The sequence below is a fragment of the Streptomyces sp. NPDC001843 genome (genome assembly GCF_042891955.1).
Lineage (GTDB): Bacteria > Actinomycetota > Actinomycetes > Streptomycetales > Streptomycetaceae > Streptomyces.
On the sequence record NZ_JBIATQ010000010.1, the window covers coordinates 51385 to 69460 of the forward strand.

Below are 18076 nucleotides of genomic sequence, written 5' to 3' on the forward strand. Positions count from 1 at the left end.
CGGGCGGGGCAGGGATTCAGCGTTCGAGGCGTTTCAGGGCGGCGCGGCTGTAGAACGCCGCTACGAGCGCTCCGGCGAAGGCCGCCGCGGCGACGACGAGCGCGATGATGTCGACCGTGCTCGTCCCGCCGGCCGTGCCCGTCCCCTGCTGTGCGTACTCGCCGGGTTCGGAGCCGGTGGGTCCGGTGCTGGGCGCGGCGGACTGGGATGGGGAGGCGCCGAGCGCTCTGAAGGTTCCGCACAGCGCCGGGGCGGTGGCGTCCTGGGGCTGCGTGGTGTCGTCTTCGCTGGTCCCGAGGGCGTCGTCGTACCGGCCGTGGCCGTCGTAGTCGATGCCATGGACCACGAGGACCGCCTTGCCGACCTGCAACTGCTCCACGGTGTCGCTGTCGAGCGTCACCGTTCGCGCATAGGCGAGATTGCTTCCTGAGGGAAAGCGGTTCGAAGCGAACGCCCGGCTCGGGCTGGTATCCCCGCTCACCGTCAGTGAGGTCATGATCTCGCCGTAGGCGGCGGCGCCGTCGGTCGCGCTGATCGCCGTGCGGTGGTTGTGCTGCTTCGCCATCGAGGCATCGGGGCATCTGCCCTGGCCGTGGACGTGGATGTGCAAGGCGTGCCAGCTGTTGACGAGGCCGGCGGTCTCGATGGCGATCTGCGCCTGGGTCCCGCTGAGCTGCAGGTTGGCCAGACCCGACCCGTTGACCCGGTTCGTGGGAACCGGGTCGAGGGCAGCCTGGTAGCGCTGGACGCCGACGGGTTGCGCAACCGCGGCGGGTGCCGCGGTCCACGCCATGGTCGCGAATGCCATGACGGCGTAGAGCGGTCTTCTCACGCTGCCTCCCGCTACGGAACGTTGCCCATATATTGCATAGAGTAATATTTATTGTGCGGCATAACCCGGCAAGCTGGTGCATTTGGGAGTGATCGACCATCGTGAACGCTGAGCGCAGTGACTCCAGCCCTGACGAGGAGGTGCTGCTGACCATGTACGCCGAGCACGGCGAACCGCTGCTCAACGACGCCATGGATCTCACCTCGGGAGATCGGCAGCAGGCGCAGGCGCTGGTGCGGGAGGCGCTCCTGCGGGCTTGGCGTAACTCTGATTCCTTCGACTCGGCACGGGAGTCCCGCAGAGAGTGGCTGCGCTCGGTCCTGCGTGGCCTGGCCGCCGAGCCCGGTTCGGCGGTGTGTCCGGAGGATTCCGCCCATCGGCCTGCCGGAGAGGTCACCGTGGAGCAGGGGCAACGCCGGTCCGCCCGGGCCTGGCGGGTGGCCGAGGCCGTGCGTGCCCTCGTGCCCACCCAACGCACCGTGCTTCTGGAGACCTACTATCGCGGCAGGGGCATGGACGAGACAGCTGAGGGGCTCGGCGTCCCCGTCGGCACGGTGAAGTCCCGTCTGTATCACGCGCTGACGCAGCTCCGCGCCGAGCTGTGCGAGCGAGGCCCCGAAGGCGGCGGCCCCGAGGGCGGCGGCCCCGAGGTCGCGGGCGGTACGGCGGCGGGGCACGCGGGGGTGGCGTCAGGCCCCGTCGCCCCTGGCCGTACCGACCGGGGCGACGGGATGCGCACGCACACCTCGGGATTCGACCCCGCCCGGCTCTCACTCGGTGCGTACGTGCTGGGCAAACTCGCGCCGGACGAGGGACGGGTGATCGCCGCCCACCTCGCCACCTGTGCCGACTGTCGGGCGGAACGGGACGCGCTGGCCGAGCTCGTCCCGCTGCTCGACAGCGTCAGCGAAGCCGATGTGATGCCGGGGCGCGCCTCCCCTGCCGCGGCCGGGCCGGAGAGGGCGGTGGTGATCGGGCGCGATGGCGGTGGTCAGCTCACGCCCGATGCAGCCACCCAGGCCCAGCCCGGCGGAACGGCCCTCGACGAGATGCATCAGCAAGCCGGTGACCAGCCGCTCCGGGCGTGGCGGCGGCGTGCCGCCGTGCTCGCTCTGGTGGTGGTCGTCGCCGCCGTCACCTGGGTGGTGGCGTCACGGTTGTCGTCGCCCGGCACCACCTCCCGGATCGGCGCGCCGGGTACCCGGACCTTCAAGGCGTCCGACCAGGCCTCGGGCGTGAGCGCCACGGTGACCACCGCCCCCACACCTTGGGGCAGTGAAGTACGACTCAACGTGTCCGGGATCCCCTCCCAGACGCACTGCACGCTGGTCGCCGTCGGCCTGGAGGGCAGCCGCGAAACCGCAGCCAGCTGGCTCGCGGGCAACGGCTCCGACACCGTCCCGATCCCCGGCGCGATCTCGAAGAGCGTGGATGCGGTCGCCCAGTTCGAGGTCGACACGGACAGCGGGCCGCTGCTGTCGATCACCACGAGCTGACCACTGCCCGACGCCCGCGGCGCCGGACGCTCAGTGGTTCACCGACCACCACTGATACAGCGTCTGCATTGTGGAGCCGCCCACGACGCCGAGGGTGGCCTTCCCCCGGCGGTCGTCGGACCAGGCCAACGCGGGGCCGTCCCGGCCGGTGAAACAGTACAGCGTTCCAGAGGCGACCGTGCTGCCGGTCGGCCAGCTCTGCGCAGCGGGCCCAGCGCCTGTGCAGGGCCCCTTCCAGGCTCGGGCGGTCTGCGCACCGATGACCTTGTCCAGAGTGCCGGAGCTGTCGAAGCTGTAGAAGTTCGCCACGGTCGGTCTGCCACCAGGGCCGCCCTTGTCCACCCAGCAATGCACGGCGGCGCGGACCGCATGGTTGTTCTCCATGCTCTGCATCGGGCGACAGTGGTCGAAGTGCGAGGACTGCAACAGCGGCCGTTCGACCGGACTCACCGTCTCGTTGGTGTCGTCCGCCGCCGGAAGTGACGTGGTGAACAGCGCCGGCAAGGTACCTGCCCCGGGTCCTGGCGTCTGGTTGGCCGAGGGTGCGGTGGAAGCCGTCGGCGGTGAGGACGGGGACCGCAGGCCGAACACGAGCAGGCCGGTGCACAGCCCTGTCGCGACGGCAGCAGCGATCAGGAACGCCTTGCGCCTGAACAGCGGCTTCGGGGATACCCGGCTTTTCGTCGGTTCGCGGTGATCCGGGGCCCGCGGGAACTGGTCGTCCGTGGCGTGATCCGCACCCGAACCGCGCCGCCGGCTGCTGCCGCGCCTCGCGGCTGCGTTGCGCTTGTGCGCCTGGTCCGGCGTGGACCGGAGACCCGCCGTGGTGTCCGGGGCCGCCCTGCCTGCCGCGGAGGGCGTGATCTGCCAGGGCGAGGTACGTTCCTCTGCTGGTGGTCGATGTCCGGGACCGATGTCCGCCGCCCCGGCCCCGTGCCCGCGGGCGGCCGTCGCCTCCGCCACGCGCCGCAGATGCCGTGCGAGCTCGCCGGCCGTCGCGTAGCGCTCCTCGGGTTGCTTCGCCATGCCCTTGGCGATGATGTCGTCCAACTCCGCCGGGAGCCCGGCGCCAGCCTCCGAGGCACGAGGCGGTGGCAGCTCGACGTGAGCATGGCACTGGGACGCGAACTCCTGCCCGGGGAACGGCGTACGGCCGGTCAGGCACTCGTAGAGCACGCAGGCGAGCGAGTAGACATCGATACGCGAGTCCGTGCTTGTGCCCAGGAAGCGCTCCGGGGCCATGTACTCCGCGGTTCCGATCGCCTGGGTGGGCGCTGTGAGGGTGTTGCCTCTTCCGGAACGGGCGACACCGAAATCGACCAGGTAGACGAAGGGGGCACCGCTGTGTCCCTTGCTGAGCAGGATGTTCGACGGCTTGACGTCCCGGTGGGTCACATCGGCTTCGTGCGCGGCGTCGAGTGCGTCGGCCACCTGAGCCAGGATGTTCGTCGCCTCCGCCAGGGGCAGTGGGCCGCGGTCGCGCAGCCTGCTGCGCAGGTCCTCACCCTCGACCAGCCGCATGTCGAGGTAGAGGAGGCCCTCGATCTCGCCGTAGTGGTGAATGGGGATGATGTGCGGTTCGTTCAGCCGCGCCACGATCCGCGACTCACGCTGGAAGCGCTGCCGGAACTCCTTGTCGAGCTGCAACTGCGGGGAAAGGATCTTGAGTGCGACCTCTCGGTCCTGGCACAGGTCGTACGCCCGGTACACCTGCCCCATACCGCCCTCGCCGAGCACCTCGCACAGCACATAGTCGCCGAGTCTGTCGAAACCCTCGAAGCTGCGGGTACCCGAACGGCCGACGGAGGATTCCCCGACGGCCGACGAACGACGCTCGTCCGGCTCACCGTCGCGCATGATCGGAGCCTCCTAGCTCCGGTGCCGCAGGTACGAACAATTGTACGTCGGCACACCGGGCGTCGTGGCTTTCCTGAGCACATGCGCGTGCGGGAGCGCACCTGACCACCACGGCCCCGCACTGGCTGCACGGCGATCCCCTCGCGGCCCTCTACGGTCAGGTCGCGGGACTCGTCCGCGACGGCGGCGTCTTCATGAACGCGGACCACATGATCGACGACACCACGCCCCGGATCAACGCTGCCGAGCGGGCCCAGCGCCACGCCGCATGGATCAGGCCAAGGCCGCGGGAGCGCCGGACTGGTCCGAGTGGTGGCAGCCGGCCGCCCAGGACCCCGTTCCGGCCGGGCCCACGGCCCGCCGCTTCGAGATCCACGGCGAGCACGCTGCTGCCGGCGCTGAAGTGACATGACATGACGAGGGGCGGTACGGACACCCGTACCGCCCCTCTCTCAGCGCAGCGTTACAGCACCTTGGACAGGAACGACTTCGTCCGCTCGTGCTGCGGGTTCGTCAGGACCTCGCGCGGGTGGCCCGACTCGACGACCACGCCGTCGTCCATGAACACCAGCGAGTCCCCGACCTCCCGGGCGAAGCCCATCTCGTGCGTGACGACGATCATCGTCATGCCGTCCTCGGCGAGGTCCCGCATCACGTCGAGCACCTCACCGACCAGCTCCGGGTCCAGGGCCGAGGTCGGCTCGTCGAAGAGCATCAGCTTCGGCTGCATCGCCAGTGCCCGGGCAATGGCTACGCGCTGCTGCTGACCGCCGGAGAGCTGCGCCGGGTAGTGCCCCTTGCGGTCCCCCAGGCCCACCCGGTCGAGGAGCCGCTCCGCGCGCTCCCGGGCGACCGCCTTCGACTCGCGCTTGACCTGGACCGGCGCCTCCATGACGTTCTCCAGCGCCGTCATGTGCGGGAAGAGGTTGAAGCGCTGGAACACCATGCCGATGTCCCGCCGCTGAGCCGCGACCTCCGTCTCCTTCAGCTCGTAGAGCTTGTCGCCCTTCTGCCGGTAGCCGACCAGGTCGCCGTCGACGTACAGCCGGCCGGCGCTGATCTTCTCCAGGTGGTTGATGCACCGCAGGAAGGTGGACTTTCCGGAGCCGGACGGCCCGATCAGGCAGAACACCTCCCGCGGGTTCACCTCCAGATCGATGCCCTTGAGGATGTGCGCCAGCCCGAAGGACTTGTGCACGCCCTCGGCCCTGACCATCGGCGCGCCGCTGCTCGGCGGCGTGATGTCCTTGCTGAGACCGGTCATCGGGCCACCTCCGGGCGGCGGAACGAACCGAACATTCGGAGGTTCTTCTTCAGGCGCTGGAACGGGGTCGGCGGCAGGTTGCGCGTCGAACCACGGGCATAACGGCGTTCGATGTAGTACTGGACGATGCTGAAGATCGTCGTGAGGAACAGGTACCAGATGCAGGCGACGAAGTACATCTCGACAACCGCCAGCGAGGTGCTGGAGATGTCGGTGGCCCGCTTGATCAGCTCGGGGAGCTGGACCGCGTAGGCCAGCGACGAGGTCTTCAGCATGTTGATGAACTCGTTGCCGGTCGGCGGGATGATGACCCGCATGGCCTGCGGGAGGATCACCCGGCGCAGCGTCTGGCCCTGGGTCATGCCCAGTGCGTGGGACGCCTCGGTCTGCCCCTCGTCGACCGACTGGATGCCGGCGCGGACGATCTCCGACATGTACGCGGCCTCGTTCAGGCCGAGACCCAGCAGGGCCGTGAGGACCGGCGTCATCACCTGGTTCATCTCGTCCTTGTAGAACCCCAGGTTCAGGATGGGGAAGACGAGCGAGATGTTGTACCAGAGCAGTAGTTGGACCAGGACCGGGGTGCCGCGGAAGAACCAGATGTAGAACCAGGACACGGTGCTGGTGACCGGGTTCGACGACAGCCGCATCACGGCGAGGACCACACCGAGGGCCACGCCGAGCACCATGGCCAGCACGGAGATGTACAGCGTGGTCCAGGCGCCGGACACGATGTCCGGATCGAAGAGGTAGTCGGGGACGACGCTGTAGTTGATCTTCGCGTTGGAGAACGCGACCACGATCAGCGCCACGATGGCGACGACCACGACGCCGGACACCCAGCGGCCGTAGTGCCGCACCGGAATGGCCTTGATCTGCTCCGGCGGCAGCGACGGCGCCGGAACCTTGTCGACGATGTCAGTCACAGGGACAGCCCTTCAGTCTTGCGGAGCTGCTCAGGAGCCGCCGTTGATCTTCGACTCGGTGACGGCGCCCTGCGTGACGTTCCACTTGGCCAGGATCTTCCCGTACTCGCCGTTCTTGATGATCGCGGCCATGGCGGCCTGAAGGGCGTCCCGCAGCTGGGTGTTCTCCTTGCCGACCGCGATGCCGTACGGACCCGCCTCGATCTGGTCGCCGACGACCTCGAAGTCCTTGCCCCCGCCGGAGGTCTTCGCGTTGTAGGCCGCAACCGGGAAGTCGTTCAGGTCGGCGACGGACGCGCCCTGCTTCAACCGGAGCAGCGCCTCGGGGTCGGTGTCAAAGGTCTGCAGGTCGATGGCCTTCTTGCCGTCCTTCGTGCACTTCTTGTTCTGCGCCTTGGCGATGCCCTCGGACGTGGTGCCCTTCTGCAGGGCGACGACCTTGCCGCACAGGTCGTCGAGCGACTTGACGCCCTTCGGGTTGCCCTTCTGGACCAGGATCGAGGTGCCGGCGGTGAAGTAGTCGACGAAGTCGACGCCGTTGCCCACCTTGTGGCCGTTGTCGGAGTCGATGCCGTTCTGGCGGTCCTTGGTGTCGTTCATCGCCGACATGAGCACCTGGTACCGCTTGGCCTGCAGGCCCACGATCAGGTTGTCGAACTTGCCGTTGTCGAACTCGAACCTCACACCAAGCTGCTTGCCGAGGGCGTCCGCGATGTCCGGGTCGATGCCGACGGCCTTGCCGCTCTGCATGAACTCGACCGGCGGGTACGCGATGTCGGAGCCCACCTTGATGACGCCTGCCTTGCGGATGTCCGCGGGCAGCTTGGCGGCGAGGGGTGCCGAGGAGGACCCGGAGCCGGAGCTGGAGCCGTCCGAACCGCTCTTGTCGGTGTGGTCACCGCAGCCGGTGAGCATCAGGGCGCCTGCGACCGCGATCGCACCGACCGCGGCCAGACGGGGGTGCGCGGCGGTCGTACGACGGGTGGAGCTTGCGGTCATTGTGGGTTCCTCCGGCGGATGGGTGGAGTGCCGATGGGTCGACGGGAGCACACGGCTTCGGGTGTCGCGACCTCGTGGGTTTTACCGCATCTTGCCATTCGGACTACGCCGTTCAGGTGTTTGACTTTGTCAAAATCGGATAACGGGTGAACCCCAAATCGCATCAGGTCCGCTTATATTCGTCACGATCCGACCGCGTATCTGCGGGAATCAAGCCATCTGGCCGGAAAATCTCTTGCCCATCTCACGATGTGGCCGCCGTTTGAGTCTTCGTCGAGCCCTCGTCGAGAGCACGGGTGTGACCTTGGACCAATGGACTCGTCGTCGGTGCCGTCCGTCCGGTATGAAGGTTCTTTACACCCCTCATCCGGGGCTCAGGGTGCGTGTGCGGCGCACCCGTCGCGTATGCCCGTACGTATCAGTGATCGGGCCGTACGCGGTCCCGCCCACCCCTCACCAGGAGTGGCAACCCTCAACCATTGAATACTTAAGGGGTAAAACGAAGTGGCAGCGGAGATCGTCAATCCTCGCAGCGACGGTAAAACGGACCAGGACGGCGGGGCCGAGCCCCTCGATTCCTTCGATCCGGCGTTCGCGCTGCACCGCGGCGGCAAGATGGCCGTGCAGGCCACCGTGCCGGTCCGTGACAAGGACGACCTGTCCCTCGCGTACACGCCGGGTGTCGCGCGCGTGTGCACCGCGATCGCGGAACAGCCCGAGCTGGTCGACGACTACACCTGGAAGTCCTCGGTGGTCGCCGTCGTGACCGACGGTACGGCCGTCCTCGGCCTCGGGGACATCGGCCCCCAGGCCTCCCTCCCGGTGATGGAGGGCAAGGCCATCCTCTTCAAGCAGTTCGGCGGCGTGGACGCGGTGCCGATCGCGCTCGACTGCACGGGCGTCGACGAGATCGTCGAGACCGTGGTCCGGCTCGCCCCGTCCTTCGGCGGAGTGAACCTCGAGGACATCTCGGCGCCGCGGTGCTTCGAGGTCGAGCGGAAGCTGCAGGAGCGCCTGGACATTCCCGTCTTCCATGACGACCAGCACGGCACGGCCGTGGTGACGCTGGCTGCGCTGCGGAACGCGGCGCGGCTGAGCGGACGCTCGCTCGGCGACCTGCGGGCCGTCATCTCGGGCGCCGGCGCGGCCGGTGTCGCCATCGCGAAGATGCTGGTCGAGGCGGGGATCGGGGACGTCGCCGTCGCCGACCGCAAGGGCGTGGTCTCCGCCGACCGCGAGGACCTCACCTCCGTCAAGCGCGAGCTGGCCGGATTCACGAACAAGGCGGGCATCACCGGGTCGCTGGAGGACGCGCTGGCCGGCGCCGACGTCTTCATCGGCGTCTCCGGCGGCACGGTCGCGGAGGAGGCCGTGGCCTCCATGGCCAAGGGCGCCTTCGTGTTCGCGATGGCCAACCCGAACCCGGAGGTGCACCCCGACGTCGCGCACAAGTACGCGGCGGTCGTCGCCACCGGGCGGTCGGACTTCCCGAACCAGATCAACAACGTGCTGGCCTTCCCGGGGATCTTCGCGGGAGCGCTGCAGGTGCGGGCCTCCCGGATCACCGAGGGGATGAAGATCGCGGCGGCGGAGGCGCTCGCCGCGGTCGTCGGCGACGACCTCGCCGCCGACTACGTGATCCCCTCGCCGTTCGACGAGCGGGTCGCTCCGGCGGTGACCGCGGCGGTCGCTGCCGCTGCCCGGGCCGAGGGCGTTGCCCGTAGGTGAGCTCGAACGGCCCCGCCCGTTCGGGCGGGGCCGTTCCTTGCCCGCGCGCATGTCCAGGTGGTCCGAACTGGCAAGAGGGCATGTGTCACAGGGTGCCGTGGTTCCACCGGTCCCGCCGGGAACCTATCGTCGAGCCCATGTTCGCTGTCTACGCCGCCCGAATCGACCGCGACCAGCCGCTCAACGGCCTTGAGCTGGGGGAGCGTCCGGCCCCCGAGGCCCGCTCCGGCTGGAGCACCGTCGACGTCAGGGCCGCCTCCCTCAACCACCACGACCTCTGGTCCCTGCGCGGTGTCGGCCTCGCGGAGGACAAACTGCCGATGATCCTCGGCTGTGACGCCGCGGGCGTCGACGAGGACGGCAACGAGGTCGTCCTGCACTCCGTCATCGGGCAGACGGGCCACGGCGTCGGCCCGAACGAACCCCGCTCCATCCTCACCGAGCGCTACCAGGGCACCTTCGCCGAGCGGGTCGCCGTGCCCACCTGGAACATCCTGCCCAAGCCCAAGGAGCTCTCCTTCGCGGAAGCCGCCTGTCTGCCCACCGCCTGGCTGACGGCGTACCGGATGCTCTTCACCAACGCCGGGGTGCGACCCGGTGACTCGGTCCTGGTCCAGGGCGCGGGCGGCGGTGTCGCCACGGCCGCGATCGTGCTCGGCAAGGCCGCCGGGCTGCGGGTCTTCGCCACCAGCCGGGACGAGGCCAAGCGGAAGCGGGCCCTGGAGCTCGGTGCCGTCGAGGCGCTGGAGTCGGGGGCCCGGCTGCCGCAGCGGGTGGATGCCGTGATCGAGACCGTCGGTGCGGCCACCTGGTCCCACTCGGTGAAGTCCCTGCGTCCCGGGGGCACGATCGTCATCTCCGGTGCCACCAGCGGCGACCGTCCCTCACATGCGGAGCTGACCCGCATCTTCTTCCTGGAGCTGAAGGTCGTCGGCTCCACGATGGGCACCAAGGACGAGCTGGAGGACCTGCTCTCCTTCTGCGCCGCCACCGGGGTGCGTCCCGTCATCGACGAGGTGCTTCCGCTCGACCGCGCCCGCGAGGGCTTCGAACGGCTGGAGTCCGGCGACCAGTTCGGAAAGATCGTCCTCACCAACGGCTGATCCGCGCACTCGCATGACTGTCCGACGGCCGGCTCGAATTCCGGGCCGGCCGTCGCCGTTTGTCAATCAGGGTTGACGGGAGGCGGTTTGTCAACCTAAGTTGACGTCATGACCGAAGCAACGGATCTGGCCGAGCGTGCGGGCGACCGCGATCCACGGGTCGGGCTGCGGGCCGTCGCCGCCCTGCGGAGGCTGCTGGAGCAGCTGGAGGCGGTGCAGGTGCGCAGCGCGCGCAATCAGGGCTGGTCGTGGCAGGAGATCGCCGCCGAACTCGGCGTCAGCAGGCAGGCCGTGCACAAGAAGTACGGGAGGCAGTGATGTTCGAGAGGTTCACCGAGGACGGGCGTGCCGTGGTGGAGGGCGCCGTCGCACAGGCCGGGCGACTGGGGGACGGCAGGGTCGAAGAGTCCCACGTCCTGCTCGCCCTGCTGGAGCGTGAGGGAAGCCGGGGCTCGTTCGCCCTGGCCGCGCTCGGACTGTCGGCGGCGCGGCGGGAGGCGGTGGTGCGGGCGCTGGCCGAGGCCCGGCGCCGCGGCGGCCTGTCGCGGGCCGACGCGGACGCGCTGTCCGGGCTGGGCATCGATCTGTCCCGGATCGTGCACCGGGTCGAAGAGACGCACGGCCAGGGGGCGTTGGCGGGGACGCGGCGACGCCTGTCCGGACGGCGGCCGTTCAGCCGTGGTGCCAAGGAGCTGGTGGTCGAGTCCCTGCGTGTCGCTCTCGGCCACCATGATCGCCACATCGGCGACGAGCACCTTCTGCTCGCCCTCACGACCCGCCCGGGCGTACCCGCCGAGGTCCTCGCCGACCACGGCGTGACCTATGAGTCGCTGACGCGGGTGCTGTACGGCGACGGCGAGGCGAAGGCGGGCTGACGCCTGCCTTCGCGTCTGCCTTGTCAGGCGCTCAGACCCTGGGGTGACGCAGTATGACGCCGATGTGCGCCGCCGCCGTCGACAGGTGCCGGCGGGCGTCGCGGAGCTGTTCGGCCGTGACCCCGTGGTCGCGGGCCGCGTCCCGGATGTCGTCCCGGAACCGGTCGAGCAGACGGTCCAGGTCCCGGGCCGGGTCACCGGTCGGGTCCTCATGGGCCCACGCCGGTTCGTAGTCGGCGGGGAAGTCCTCCGGGGTGTCGGAGTACTCCGGGGCGGGGGCCGACTTGGCGGTACGGGCCCCCGGCTCGGAGCGCCCGAACCCGAAGTCCTTGCCGAAGTCCCTGCCGAACTCCTTGGCGAGTTCGGCAAGGCCTTCCCTGACCCCCGTCGGCCAGTCGCCCCGCGCGAAATGGTCCTGGACGTGCTCCTGCACGCGGCGGGCGACGCGCTGGATCTCCTCCTGTGCCTGGGCCCGCGCCCGCGACTGGGCCTCCTCCGCCTGCCGCCGGGCTCGCTGGGCCTCCTCGCGGGCCCGGCGGCTCTCGTCCTTGGCGCGGCGGGCCTGCTCCTTCCATTCCTGCTTGACCCGGCGCATCTCGTCCTTGGCGAGTCGCCAGGCCTCCTTGTCGCCCGGCTCGCCGTGCTCCCCGAAGGGGCCGTGGTCCCCGGTGTCCGCCTTGCCGCCGCGCCGCGCCTCGGAGGCCGCCGCGCGCATCTCCCGCCGCAGGTCGCCGGCCGCGCCGCGCACATCGGCCCTTATCTCGGCGGCGAGCTCGGCGACCGACTCGCGGATCTCCAGCTCCAGGTCGGCCAGCTCACCACTGCGGTCGGCGAGTTCGGCGCGGCCGGCGTCCGTGATGGCGTACACCTTGCGGCCGCCCTCGGTGGTGTGGGTGACCAGGCCCTCGGCCTCCAGCTTGGCCAGCCGGGGGTAGACGGTGCCCGCCGACGGCGCGTACAGCCCCTGGAAGCGTTCCTCGAGGAGGCGGATCACCTCGTAGCCGTGGCGTGGGGCCTCGTCGAGCAGCTTCAGCAGGTAGAGGCGGAGGCGGCCATGGGCGAAGACGGGGGGCATGTCAGAGCACCTTCTTGTCGGTCGTGCCGTCGGCCGGGGCGCTGCCTGCGTCGTCGCCCGGGCCGGAAGCGGAATTGTCCCCCGAGTCCGGATGCGGTTCGGCCGGCGGGGCCGTCGGCGCGGTGTCCCACGGGGCGTCCTCCTCGTCCTCCCTGGGCGGGCGGCGCAGCAGGGCGATCGAGCCGGAGACAGTGGTGGCCCTGAGCTTGCCGGTGCCCGCGCCGAGGCGGCCGGTGACCTTGTGGGCGCCCCACGGGCCGTGCACCCTCAGGCCGTCGAAGGCATTGGAGATCATGCCGCTCGCTGTGTTCGCCTCGACCTCGGCGTCGGCGGGGTGCGGGAGCCGGATGGCGATCTCACCGGAGACACTGGTGAGCCTGACGTCGGTCGGGCCGTCCGGATCGAGATCGACGATCATCGAGCCGCTGACCGAGTCGGCCCGCACGGAGGAGCCCGAGGCCTCGACGACGGTCAGGTCCCCGGAGATGGAGTTGAACCGGAGATCGCCCGTGACGGCCTGGGCCTCGAGGTTGCCGGACACCGTTTCCGCGCGCACCGGGCCGGAAAGGGCGACGAGCGTGGTGTCGCCGGTGACCCCCTTGACCACGGCGGGGCCCCGGAGTCCGGATACGACGGCGCCGGCGCCTATCACGCCCACCTCCACCCGGGTGTCCGCCGGGACCGCGAGGGAGACGACCGCGCTGCGGCGCCAGCCCTTGCGGTCCAGCCACTTGAGGAAGCCCTTCCAGGGCAGGTCCTCGTAGGCCACCGTCAACGTCCCGTCCTCCTGGGTGACCACGAGGGGTGGTCCTTCGACGTCGGTGACCTCGAGGCGGGCGGAGCCCTCGTCGGTGCCCACGACGTTCACCGTTCCGTTGACGATGCGTACGTGCAGGTCGCTGACGGGGGTGTCGAACGTGAGCTTCGTGGGCTCGGCTACGGACCACTCGGGCATGGGAGCCCTCCTCGGGCAGGATGCGACACGCCATATCGCGTCTTCCGTGATTCACGATATATCGTGGTGGCGTGAAGTCAAGACACCCGTTCGTGGGCATGACGGAAGCTGGGCCGCCTCCTCGGCGGCCCAGTGGTGGGGGAAGGCGCCCCGCGGTGTGGGGGCGCGGCGTCGGTGCGGACCGGCCCTAGTCGTCGTCCTCGTCGTCCAGGCGGGCGAGCCACGTCGCCAGTCGTTCCACCGGAACCTCGAAGTCGGGGTTCAGGTCGACGAACGTGCGGAGCTGCTCGGCGAGCCACTCGAAGGTGATCTCTTCCTCGCCGCGCCGCTTCTCCAGTTCTTCGATGCCTCGGTCGGTGAAGTACATGGGGATGGTGCTCCGTGGTGTCAGTGCAGGGGTAGGGCCGCTCCCGTGGGGGAAGAACCCTCTCCCTTGGGAAGAGTGATGCCGGCTTCCCGTCCGGGGAGCCACGACAGGACAGGAAAAGGATAGGCGCAGGGAGCGCCGGGCCCGCCGGCCTGCCCGGCGGGCGGGCGGGGCGATGCCACGGGGAACGGGGGAGCGTGCAATGGGGCGGGAAGGGACGCGGGTGGCGCGGATCGAGTTGCCGGACGGCACGCCGGTCTGGGCGCGGATATCGGGGGCCGACGAGCTGGCCGTGCCGTCGGGGGAACTGTCGTACACGGACACCGGGTTCGCCGAGCGGGTGGAGGCGAGCGTGGAGAGCCTCCACTCGCTCGTCACCGGTGTCGCGCGCTCGCTGGCCGGTCCGCTGCGGGCGGTGCGGCCGGACGAGGTGAGCGTCGAGTTCGGGATCGAGCTGACCGCGAAGGCCGGGAAGGTCGTGGGACTGCTCGCGGACGGCGAGGCCAAGGCCGGCATCACGGTGACCCTGACCTGGAACGGCGGCGGCCCACCGGACCCCACGGCTCCCGTCCCGGACGCACCGCCGACCTCCGACTCGCCCCCGCCGCCCGACTCACCCCCGCCCCCCGGCCCGGGCCCGGCTTCGGCTCCTGCTCCTGGCTCGGCTTGGGGTTCGGGGGGTGGCGCGGCTCCGGTTGCCGGTCCAAGTCCGGCTTCGGGTCGTGGGGCGCCTCCGGTTTCCCGGCCAAGCCCTGCTTCCGGCCCGGTCGCGGCCTCCGGCCCTGGCCCGGCTGCGGCTCCCCACCCGGCCCCGGCTGCCCGACTTGGCCCTGTCCCCGGCCTTGGCCCGGTTCCCGGCCTTGGCCCGGTTCCCGGCCTTGGCCCGGTTCCCGGCCTTGGCCCGGTTCCCGGCCTTGGCCCGGTTCCCGGCCTTGGCCCGGTTCCCGGCCGTGGCCCGGTTCCCGGCCGTGGCCCGGTTCCCGGCCGTGGCCCGGTTCCCGGCCGTGGCCCGGTTCCCGGCCTTGGCCCTGTCCCCGGCCGTGGCCCGGTTCCCGGCCCTGACCCGGTTCCCGGCCGTGGCTGCTCGACTCAGACCCCGCCTCCCGCCCCAGGCGCCGCCTGGGCCCCGGTCCCCGCCCCGGCCCCGGCTCTCCACGACGTCCGGAGCCCTGCCCCGTCACCCTCCGCTCCAGACACCCCAGCAACCCCTCTCGACGCAACCGTCGCAAGCACCCCCGCCCCTCCCGACCCCCACGAGAGCGCCCGCGCGGGCGCGTCCCCCGGCGTGCGGGTGCATGGGGGCGCCCGGCGGGTCGGTGGCGGGGGGCGGGTATGACGGACGGGTACGGCGGGGGCGCATCGTACGGTGTCCATGCCGCTCACCATGCGCTGCGTGAACTCGTCCTGGCGGCCACCGTGCGCATTCATCGCACAGGTGTCGGGTATGCCCTGGACGAACCCGGCACCTTTCTCGGCAGCGGATTCTTCATCGCCCCGAACTGGGTTCTGACCTGCGCACACGTGGTGAACGGCGGGGAGGGGGACGAAGTGGCGGTGGTCTACCAGACCGGCCCCGGCCAGGGCCCCTCCGTCGTCCCCGGCCAGGTGGCGGCCACCCTCCCGGAGCACGTCGAACGCTCACTGCCCGGCAGCTGGCCGGCCCCGGACCTGGCCCTCGTCCGGCTCCGCGAACCCGTCGGCCACGACTGCGTGTACGTGTCCGAGCGGCCCGCCGCGCACTACGGCGAGGGTCGCGTGTTCTACGCGGGCTGGACGGTCACCGGAGGCCAGCTGCAGATCCTGGACGGGTTCCTCTCGGTACAGGGCACCATCGGCGGCTGGTCCGAGGGGGTGCAGATGCGGATCGGGCAGAACGACCTGCCGCCGGGTGTCTCGGGCGGCCCCGTGATCGACCCGGTGCGCGGCGAGGTCATCGGCGTACTGAAGTCGCGCGCGGCCCACGGGACGGGCGGCACCTCCACGGGGATCGAGCGGCTGCGGACGTTACAGGCGCCACCGGACGGCGTGCGGACCGAGCACGACGACGTCTACCAGGCGGTCTTCCACGCCCACGACCGCTACCACCGCGACCGGCAGCAGCCCTCGGACTCCCGGCGTCCCACCTGGGCCGATCTGCAGGGCGAGCTCGGGGCCCGCCCCGGCCGCACGCTAGGCCCCGAAGAGCGCGGCGAACTGCTCGGCCGGTTCGCCGACCTGCCCCCGCCGGTCACCACCCGCAGCCTGCTCGACATCCTCGACTCCCTGCCGAACTTCCAGCTCCCCACCCTGGTTCCGGCTCCCCGAGGCTGGCGGGACGGCCTGGGTGTGCTGTATGAGAACGCTCGGCACGACGGTGCGCTGAAACTCGTACTCGACTACGCGATGCAGGTCATGGCGGCCGAACGCCCGGCCACGCCCAGCCTGCTGGAGGCCGAACAGGCCTTGTGGGAGTGGGTGAAACAGACGTCGACGGGCCTCGACAGCGGCTACCGCCAAGGCCTGGCCCGGCGGCGCGCCGAGTGGCTGGGGCAGCGTCGCGGCACCGGGACGCCGGTGTGGCCGGTCGGGGAGCGACCCGCCCGGCCCGGGCTGTCCGTGCTGCTCGAGGTGCTCCCCAGGGGCTGGGAGCCGGATCGCTGCGACTGGTCGGTATCCGTGGCCGGCCAGGACGGCGACGTGACCCGTCTGCACGAGGAGGAGCGCACCCCGCTGGAGGAGCTTCCGGCCCGGGTCGCGGCCCCGCTCGCCGAGGCCTTCCGCCGCTGCGACGAGCCCGGGCGTCCCGTGGCGCTGCACGCGGCGCTGCCGCACCCGCTGCTCGGGCTGGCCGTGGACGAGTGGCGGCTGCGGCCGGACGTCCTCCCGCTGGGCGCCGAGCGGCCCGTCGTCGTGCGCTGCCGCGACCGTGACCAGCTCCCCGGCGACGGCGAGCCCGGGATGCCCGGGATGTTCGGGGCGCAGTGGAGCGGCGCCGGGGAGGAAGAGACGGAGCGCAGGGACCGCTGGCGCCGGCTGCACGCCCGGGACGCCGGGACCGAGGTGCTGGACTGCGACGACGGGGTGCGCGAGCCGGTGCCGGCCGTGACGCGACTGCGCGGCCTGTCACCCCGTACCGTCCCGGTGCTGTGCCGCTACGGCGACCGGCGTTACGAGGACGACGCCGCCGCGCTCGGCCGCATCCTGCACGCCGGCTTCTCGGTGGTCGTGTGGCGCCGCTGGCGCAGCCAGCCGGACGCCGTGTGCGGGGAGTTCCACCGGGGGGTCAGACAGGTCGTCGACGACGGCCACGGCGCGGCGTTCCTGCCCGACCTGGTGCACGGGCTGCGCGTGAAGCGGTACGCGGGGCTCACGGAGGCCTACTGGGCCGACGGAATAGCGCTTCTGTACGACGATCCGCATCAGCCCCTGCCCGGAACCGGAGATCTCCTGGAGGCCCCCTGATGCAACGCGCCCGAACGCCTTTCGGCCTCTTACCAGCTTTCCAGCGGGTCGATACCGTGAGGCACGTTCGACGGCTGCCGTGGCGGACGAGTGACGACGAGGACCGGACATGACGGAATCCAGTGAGTGGCTCATCTACCGGGGCGCCGGAGAACCGCACGACGGAATGAGCCGGTTGCCTCCGCCGCCGCCCTGGCGGGACTTCGCCGGCCGGGACAGCGCGGACGGCGGTGACGGCTCCCGGGAGCGGGGCGGCGACGGCTCCCGGCAGCGCAGACTGGGCGCGCACCGGCACCTGGCGGAGCTCCACCGGCCCGGCGCCGAGGAGTTGGAGATGATCAACGCGGCGCTCTACCTGCGCCGCCCCCTGCTCGTCACCGGCAGCCCCGGCGCGGGCAAGAGCACACTGGCCCATTCGGTGGCGTACGAACTGGGGCTGGGCGACGTACTGCGCTGGTCCATCGTCAGCCGCTCCGCGCTCCAGGACGGCCTGTACCACTACGACGCCATCGCCCGGCTCCAGGACGTCCAGATCGCCGCGCAGGGGGGCTTCGGCGCGGCGGCGGGCAGCCCCGGCTCCGTGGAGGCCATCGGCAGCTACATCCGGCTCGGCCCGCTCGGCACAGCTCTGCTGCCCTCCGACACACCGCGCGTGCTGCTCATCGACGAACTCGACAAGAGCGACATCGACCTGCCCAACGACCTGCTGAACGTGCTGGAGGAGGGCGAGTTCGAGATCCCGGAGCTGCAGCGCATCGCCGACCGGCTGCCCGACGGCGAGGCCGAGGTGCTCACCGCCGACGGCGCCAAGGTCCGGATCCGGGACGGCCGGGTGCGCTGCCGGGCCTTTCCGTTCGTGGTGCTGACCAGCAACGGGGAGCGGGACTTCCCCGCCCCGCTGCTGCGCCGCTGCATCCACCTGGAGCTGGGCCGCCCGGACCACAACCGGCTCGCCACGTTCGTACGCGCCCACCTCGGCGACGAGGCGGCCCGCGCCGGTGACGACCTGATCACCCGGTTCCTGGAGCGCTCGCGCAGCGAACTCCTCGCCGCCGACCAGCTGCTGAACGCCATCTACCTCACCGACGCGGCCGCCCCGCCCAGCCGCGACCGACTCGCCGACCTGCTCATCCAGCGACTCGACCGCCCGAGGTGAGG

Annotated in this window: 15 protein-coding genes and 2 pseudogenes; 9 read left to right on the plus strand and 8 right to left on the minus strand. The window is 70.9% G+C overall.

Going from position 1 to position 18076, the window contains the following annotated elements:
* Positions 1-16: 16 nt before the first annotated feature.
* Complete coding sequence (locus ACFYZQ_RS24675; protein ID WP_389151519.1) at positions 17-832, minus strand: hypothetical protein; 816 nt, start codon at positions 830-832, stop codon at positions 17-19.
* A gap of 101 nt (positions 833-933) precedes the next feature.
* Between ACFYZQ_RS24675 and ACFYZQ_RS24680 the strand changes: the two genes are divergently transcribed.
* The gene (locus tag ACFYZQ_RS24680) at positions 934-2328 is read left to right on the plus strand and encodes a sigma-70 family RNA polymerase sigma factor (protein ID WP_389151522.1); all 1395 of its coding nucleotides are present in this window, start codon (positions 934-936) and stop codon (positions 2326-2328) included.
* A gap of 30 nt (positions 2329-2358) precedes the next feature.
* Here the strand turns inward: ACFYZQ_RS24680 and ACFYZQ_RS24685 are convergent, their stop codons facing one another.
* Positions 2359-4185, minus strand: a complete 1827-nt coding sequence (locus ACFYZQ_RS24685) for a serine/threonine-protein kinase (RefSeq protein ID WP_389151525.1) — start codon at positions 4183-4185, stop codon at positions 2359-2361.
* A gap of 95 nt (positions 4186-4280) precedes the next feature.
* On the opposite strand from ACFYZQ_RS24685, the pseudogene ACFYZQ_RS24690 reads away from it, so the two are divergent.
* Positions 4281-4573: pseudogene (locus tag ACFYZQ_RS24690) on the plus strand (SAM-dependent methyltransferase); the annotation flags it as partial.
* A 75-nt stretch (positions 4574-4648) separates the two neighbouring features.
* On the opposite strand, the gene ACFYZQ_RS24695 reads toward ACFYZQ_RS24690, so the two are convergent.
* The 3 genes from ACFYZQ_RS24695 to ACFYZQ_RS24705 are packed head-to-tail and all read right to left on the minus strand — an operon-like array spanning position 4649 to position 7374.
* Complete coding sequence (locus tag ACFYZQ_RS24695; protein WP_389151528.1) at positions 4649-5449, minus strand: amino acid ABC transporter ATP-binding protein; 801 nt, start codon at positions 5447-5449, stop codon at positions 4649-4651.
* Positions 5446-6375, minus strand: coding sequence for an amino acid ABC transporter permease (locus tag ACFYZQ_RS24700; protein ID WP_389151531.1), 930 nt, complete (start codon positions 6373-6375; stop codon positions 5446-5448). Before ACFYZQ_RS24700 ends, ACFYZQ_RS24695 begins: the two co-directional genes overlap by 4 nt.
* Positions 6376-6405: 30 nt before the next feature.
* Entirely contained in the window at positions 6406-7374 is a 969-nt protein-coding gene (locus ACFYZQ_RS24705) for an ABC transporter substrate-binding protein (protein ID WP_389151534.1), read from the minus strand.
* Positions 7375-7878: 504 nt separating this feature from the next.
* On the opposite strand from ACFYZQ_RS24705, the gene ACFYZQ_RS24710 reads away from it, so the two are divergent.
* The 4 genes from ACFYZQ_RS24710 (at position 7879) to ACFYZQ_RS24725 (ending at position 11080) form a co-directional block, all read left to right on the plus strand.
* Positions 7879-9102 (plus strand): NADP-dependent malic enzyme, encoded by a 1224-nt coding sequence (locus ACFYZQ_RS24710; RefSeq protein WP_389151537.1) that lies wholly within the window; start codon positions 7879-7881, stop codon positions 9100-9102.
* Positions 9103-9239: 137 nt separating this feature from the next.
* Positions 9240-10205, plus strand: coding sequence for a zinc-binding dehydrogenase (locus ACFYZQ_RS24715; RefSeq protein ID WP_389151540.1), 966 nt, complete (start codon positions 9240-9242; stop codon positions 10203-10205).
* A 108-nt stretch (positions 10206-10313) separates the two neighbouring features.
* Positions 10314-10523, plus strand: coding sequence for a helix-turn-helix domain-containing protein (locus ACFYZQ_RS24720; RefSeq protein WP_018571396.1), 210 nt, complete (start codon positions 10314-10316; stop codon positions 10521-10523).
* Positions 10523-11080, plus strand: a complete 558-nt coding sequence (locus ACFYZQ_RS24725) for a Clp protease N-terminal domain-containing protein (RefSeq protein WP_389151543.1) — start codon at positions 10523-10525, stop codon at positions 11078-11080. Before ACFYZQ_RS24720 ends, ACFYZQ_RS24725 begins: the two co-directional genes overlap by 1 nt.
* 31 nt (positions 11081-11111) lie before the next feature.
* Here the strand turns inward: ACFYZQ_RS24725 and ACFYZQ_RS24730 are convergent, their stop codons facing one another.
* The 3 genes from ACFYZQ_RS24730 to ACFYZQ_RS24740 all read right to left on the minus strand — a co-directional run bounded on the left by ACFYZQ_RS24730 (position 11112) and on the right by ACFYZQ_RS24740 (position 13477).
* A complete protein-coding gene (locus ACFYZQ_RS24730) occupies positions 11112-12155 on the minus strand; it encodes a helix-turn-helix transcriptional regulator (protein WP_389151546.1) in 1044 nt (347 codons plus the stop codon).
* Position 12156: 1 nt separating this feature from the next.
* Entirely contained in the window at positions 12157-13110 is a 954-nt protein-coding gene (locus ACFYZQ_RS24735) for a DUF4097 domain-containing protein (RefSeq protein WP_389151549.1), read from the minus strand.
* Positions 13111-13297: 187 nt separating this feature from the next.
* Entirely contained in the window at positions 13298-13477 is a 180-nt protein-coding gene (locus ACFYZQ_RS24740; RefSeq protein ID WP_155056888.1) for a DUF6104 family protein, read from the minus strand.
* A gap of 202 nt (positions 13478-13679) precedes the next feature.
* On the opposite strand from ACFYZQ_RS24740, the pseudogene ACFYZQ_RS24745 reads away from it, so the two are divergent.
* The 3 genes and pseudogenes from ACFYZQ_RS24745 to ACFYZQ_RS24755 all read left to right on the plus strand — a co-directional run.
* Positions 13680-14207, plus strand: a pseudogene (locus tag ACFYZQ_RS24745) (CU044_2847 family protein); the annotation flags it as partial.
* Between the two features lie 602 nt (positions 14208-14809).
* Positions 14810-16918 carry a trypsin-like peptidase domain-containing protein gene (locus ACFYZQ_RS24750; protein ID WP_389151552.1) on the plus strand — a complete coding sequence of 703 codons (2109 nt, stop codon included), beginning with the start codon at positions 14810-14812 and terminating at the stop codon, positions 16916-16918.
* A 109-nt stretch (positions 16919-17027) separates the two neighbouring features.
* Positions 17028-18074: an AAA family ATPase gene (locus ACFYZQ_RS24755; protein ID WP_389151555.1), complete on the plus strand. Its 1047-nt coding sequence runs from the start codon at positions 17028-17030 to the stop codon at positions 18072-18074.
* Positions 18075-18076 lie beyond the last annotated feature (2 nt).

Coding starts and splice junctions, on each gene's coding strand:
- ACFYZQ_RS24685 (WP_389151525.1), bottom strand. CDS start 4,185: ATGCGCGACGGTGAGCCGGACGAGCGTCGTTCGTCGGCCGTCGGGGAA.
- ACFYZQ_RS24695 (WP_389151528.1), bottom strand. CDS start 5,449: ATGACCGGTCTCAGCAAGGACATCACGCCGCCGAGCAGCGGCGCGCCG.
- ACFYZQ_RS24705 (WP_389151534.1), bottom strand. CDS start 7,374: ATGACCGCAAGCTCCACCCGTCGTACGACCGCCGCGCACCCCCGTCTG.
- ACFYZQ_RS24715 (WP_389151540.1), top strand. CDS start 9,240: ATGTTCGCTGTCTACGCCGCCCGAATCGACCGCGACCAGCCGCTCAAC.
- ACFYZQ_RS24720 (WP_018571396.1), top strand. CDS start 10,314: ATGACCGAAGCAACGGATCTGGCCGAGCGTGCGGGCGACCGCGATCCA.
- ACFYZQ_RS24725 (WP_389151543.1), top strand. CDS start 10,523: ATGTTCGAGAGGTTCACCGAGGACGGGCGTGCCGTGGTGGAGGGCGCC.
- ACFYZQ_RS24730 (WP_389151546.1), bottom strand. CDS start 12,155: ATGCCCCCCGTCTTCGCCCATGGCCGCCTCCGCCTCTACCTGCTGAAG.
- ACFYZQ_RS24735 (WP_389151549.1), bottom strand. CDS start 13,110: ATGCCCGAGTGGTCCGTAGCCGAGCCCACGAAGCTCACGTTCGACACC.
- ACFYZQ_RS24740 (WP_155056888.1), bottom strand. CDS start 13,477: ATGTACTTCACCGACCGAGGCATCGAAGAACTGGAGAAGCGGCGCGGC.
- ACFYZQ_RS24750 (WP_389151552.1), top strand. CDS start 14,810: ATGACGGACGGGTACGGCGGGGGCGCATCGTACGGTGTCCATGCCGCT.
- ACFYZQ_RS24755 (WP_389151555.1), top strand. CDS start 17,028: ATGACGGAATCCAGTGAGTGGCTCATCTACCGGGGCGCCGGAGAACCG.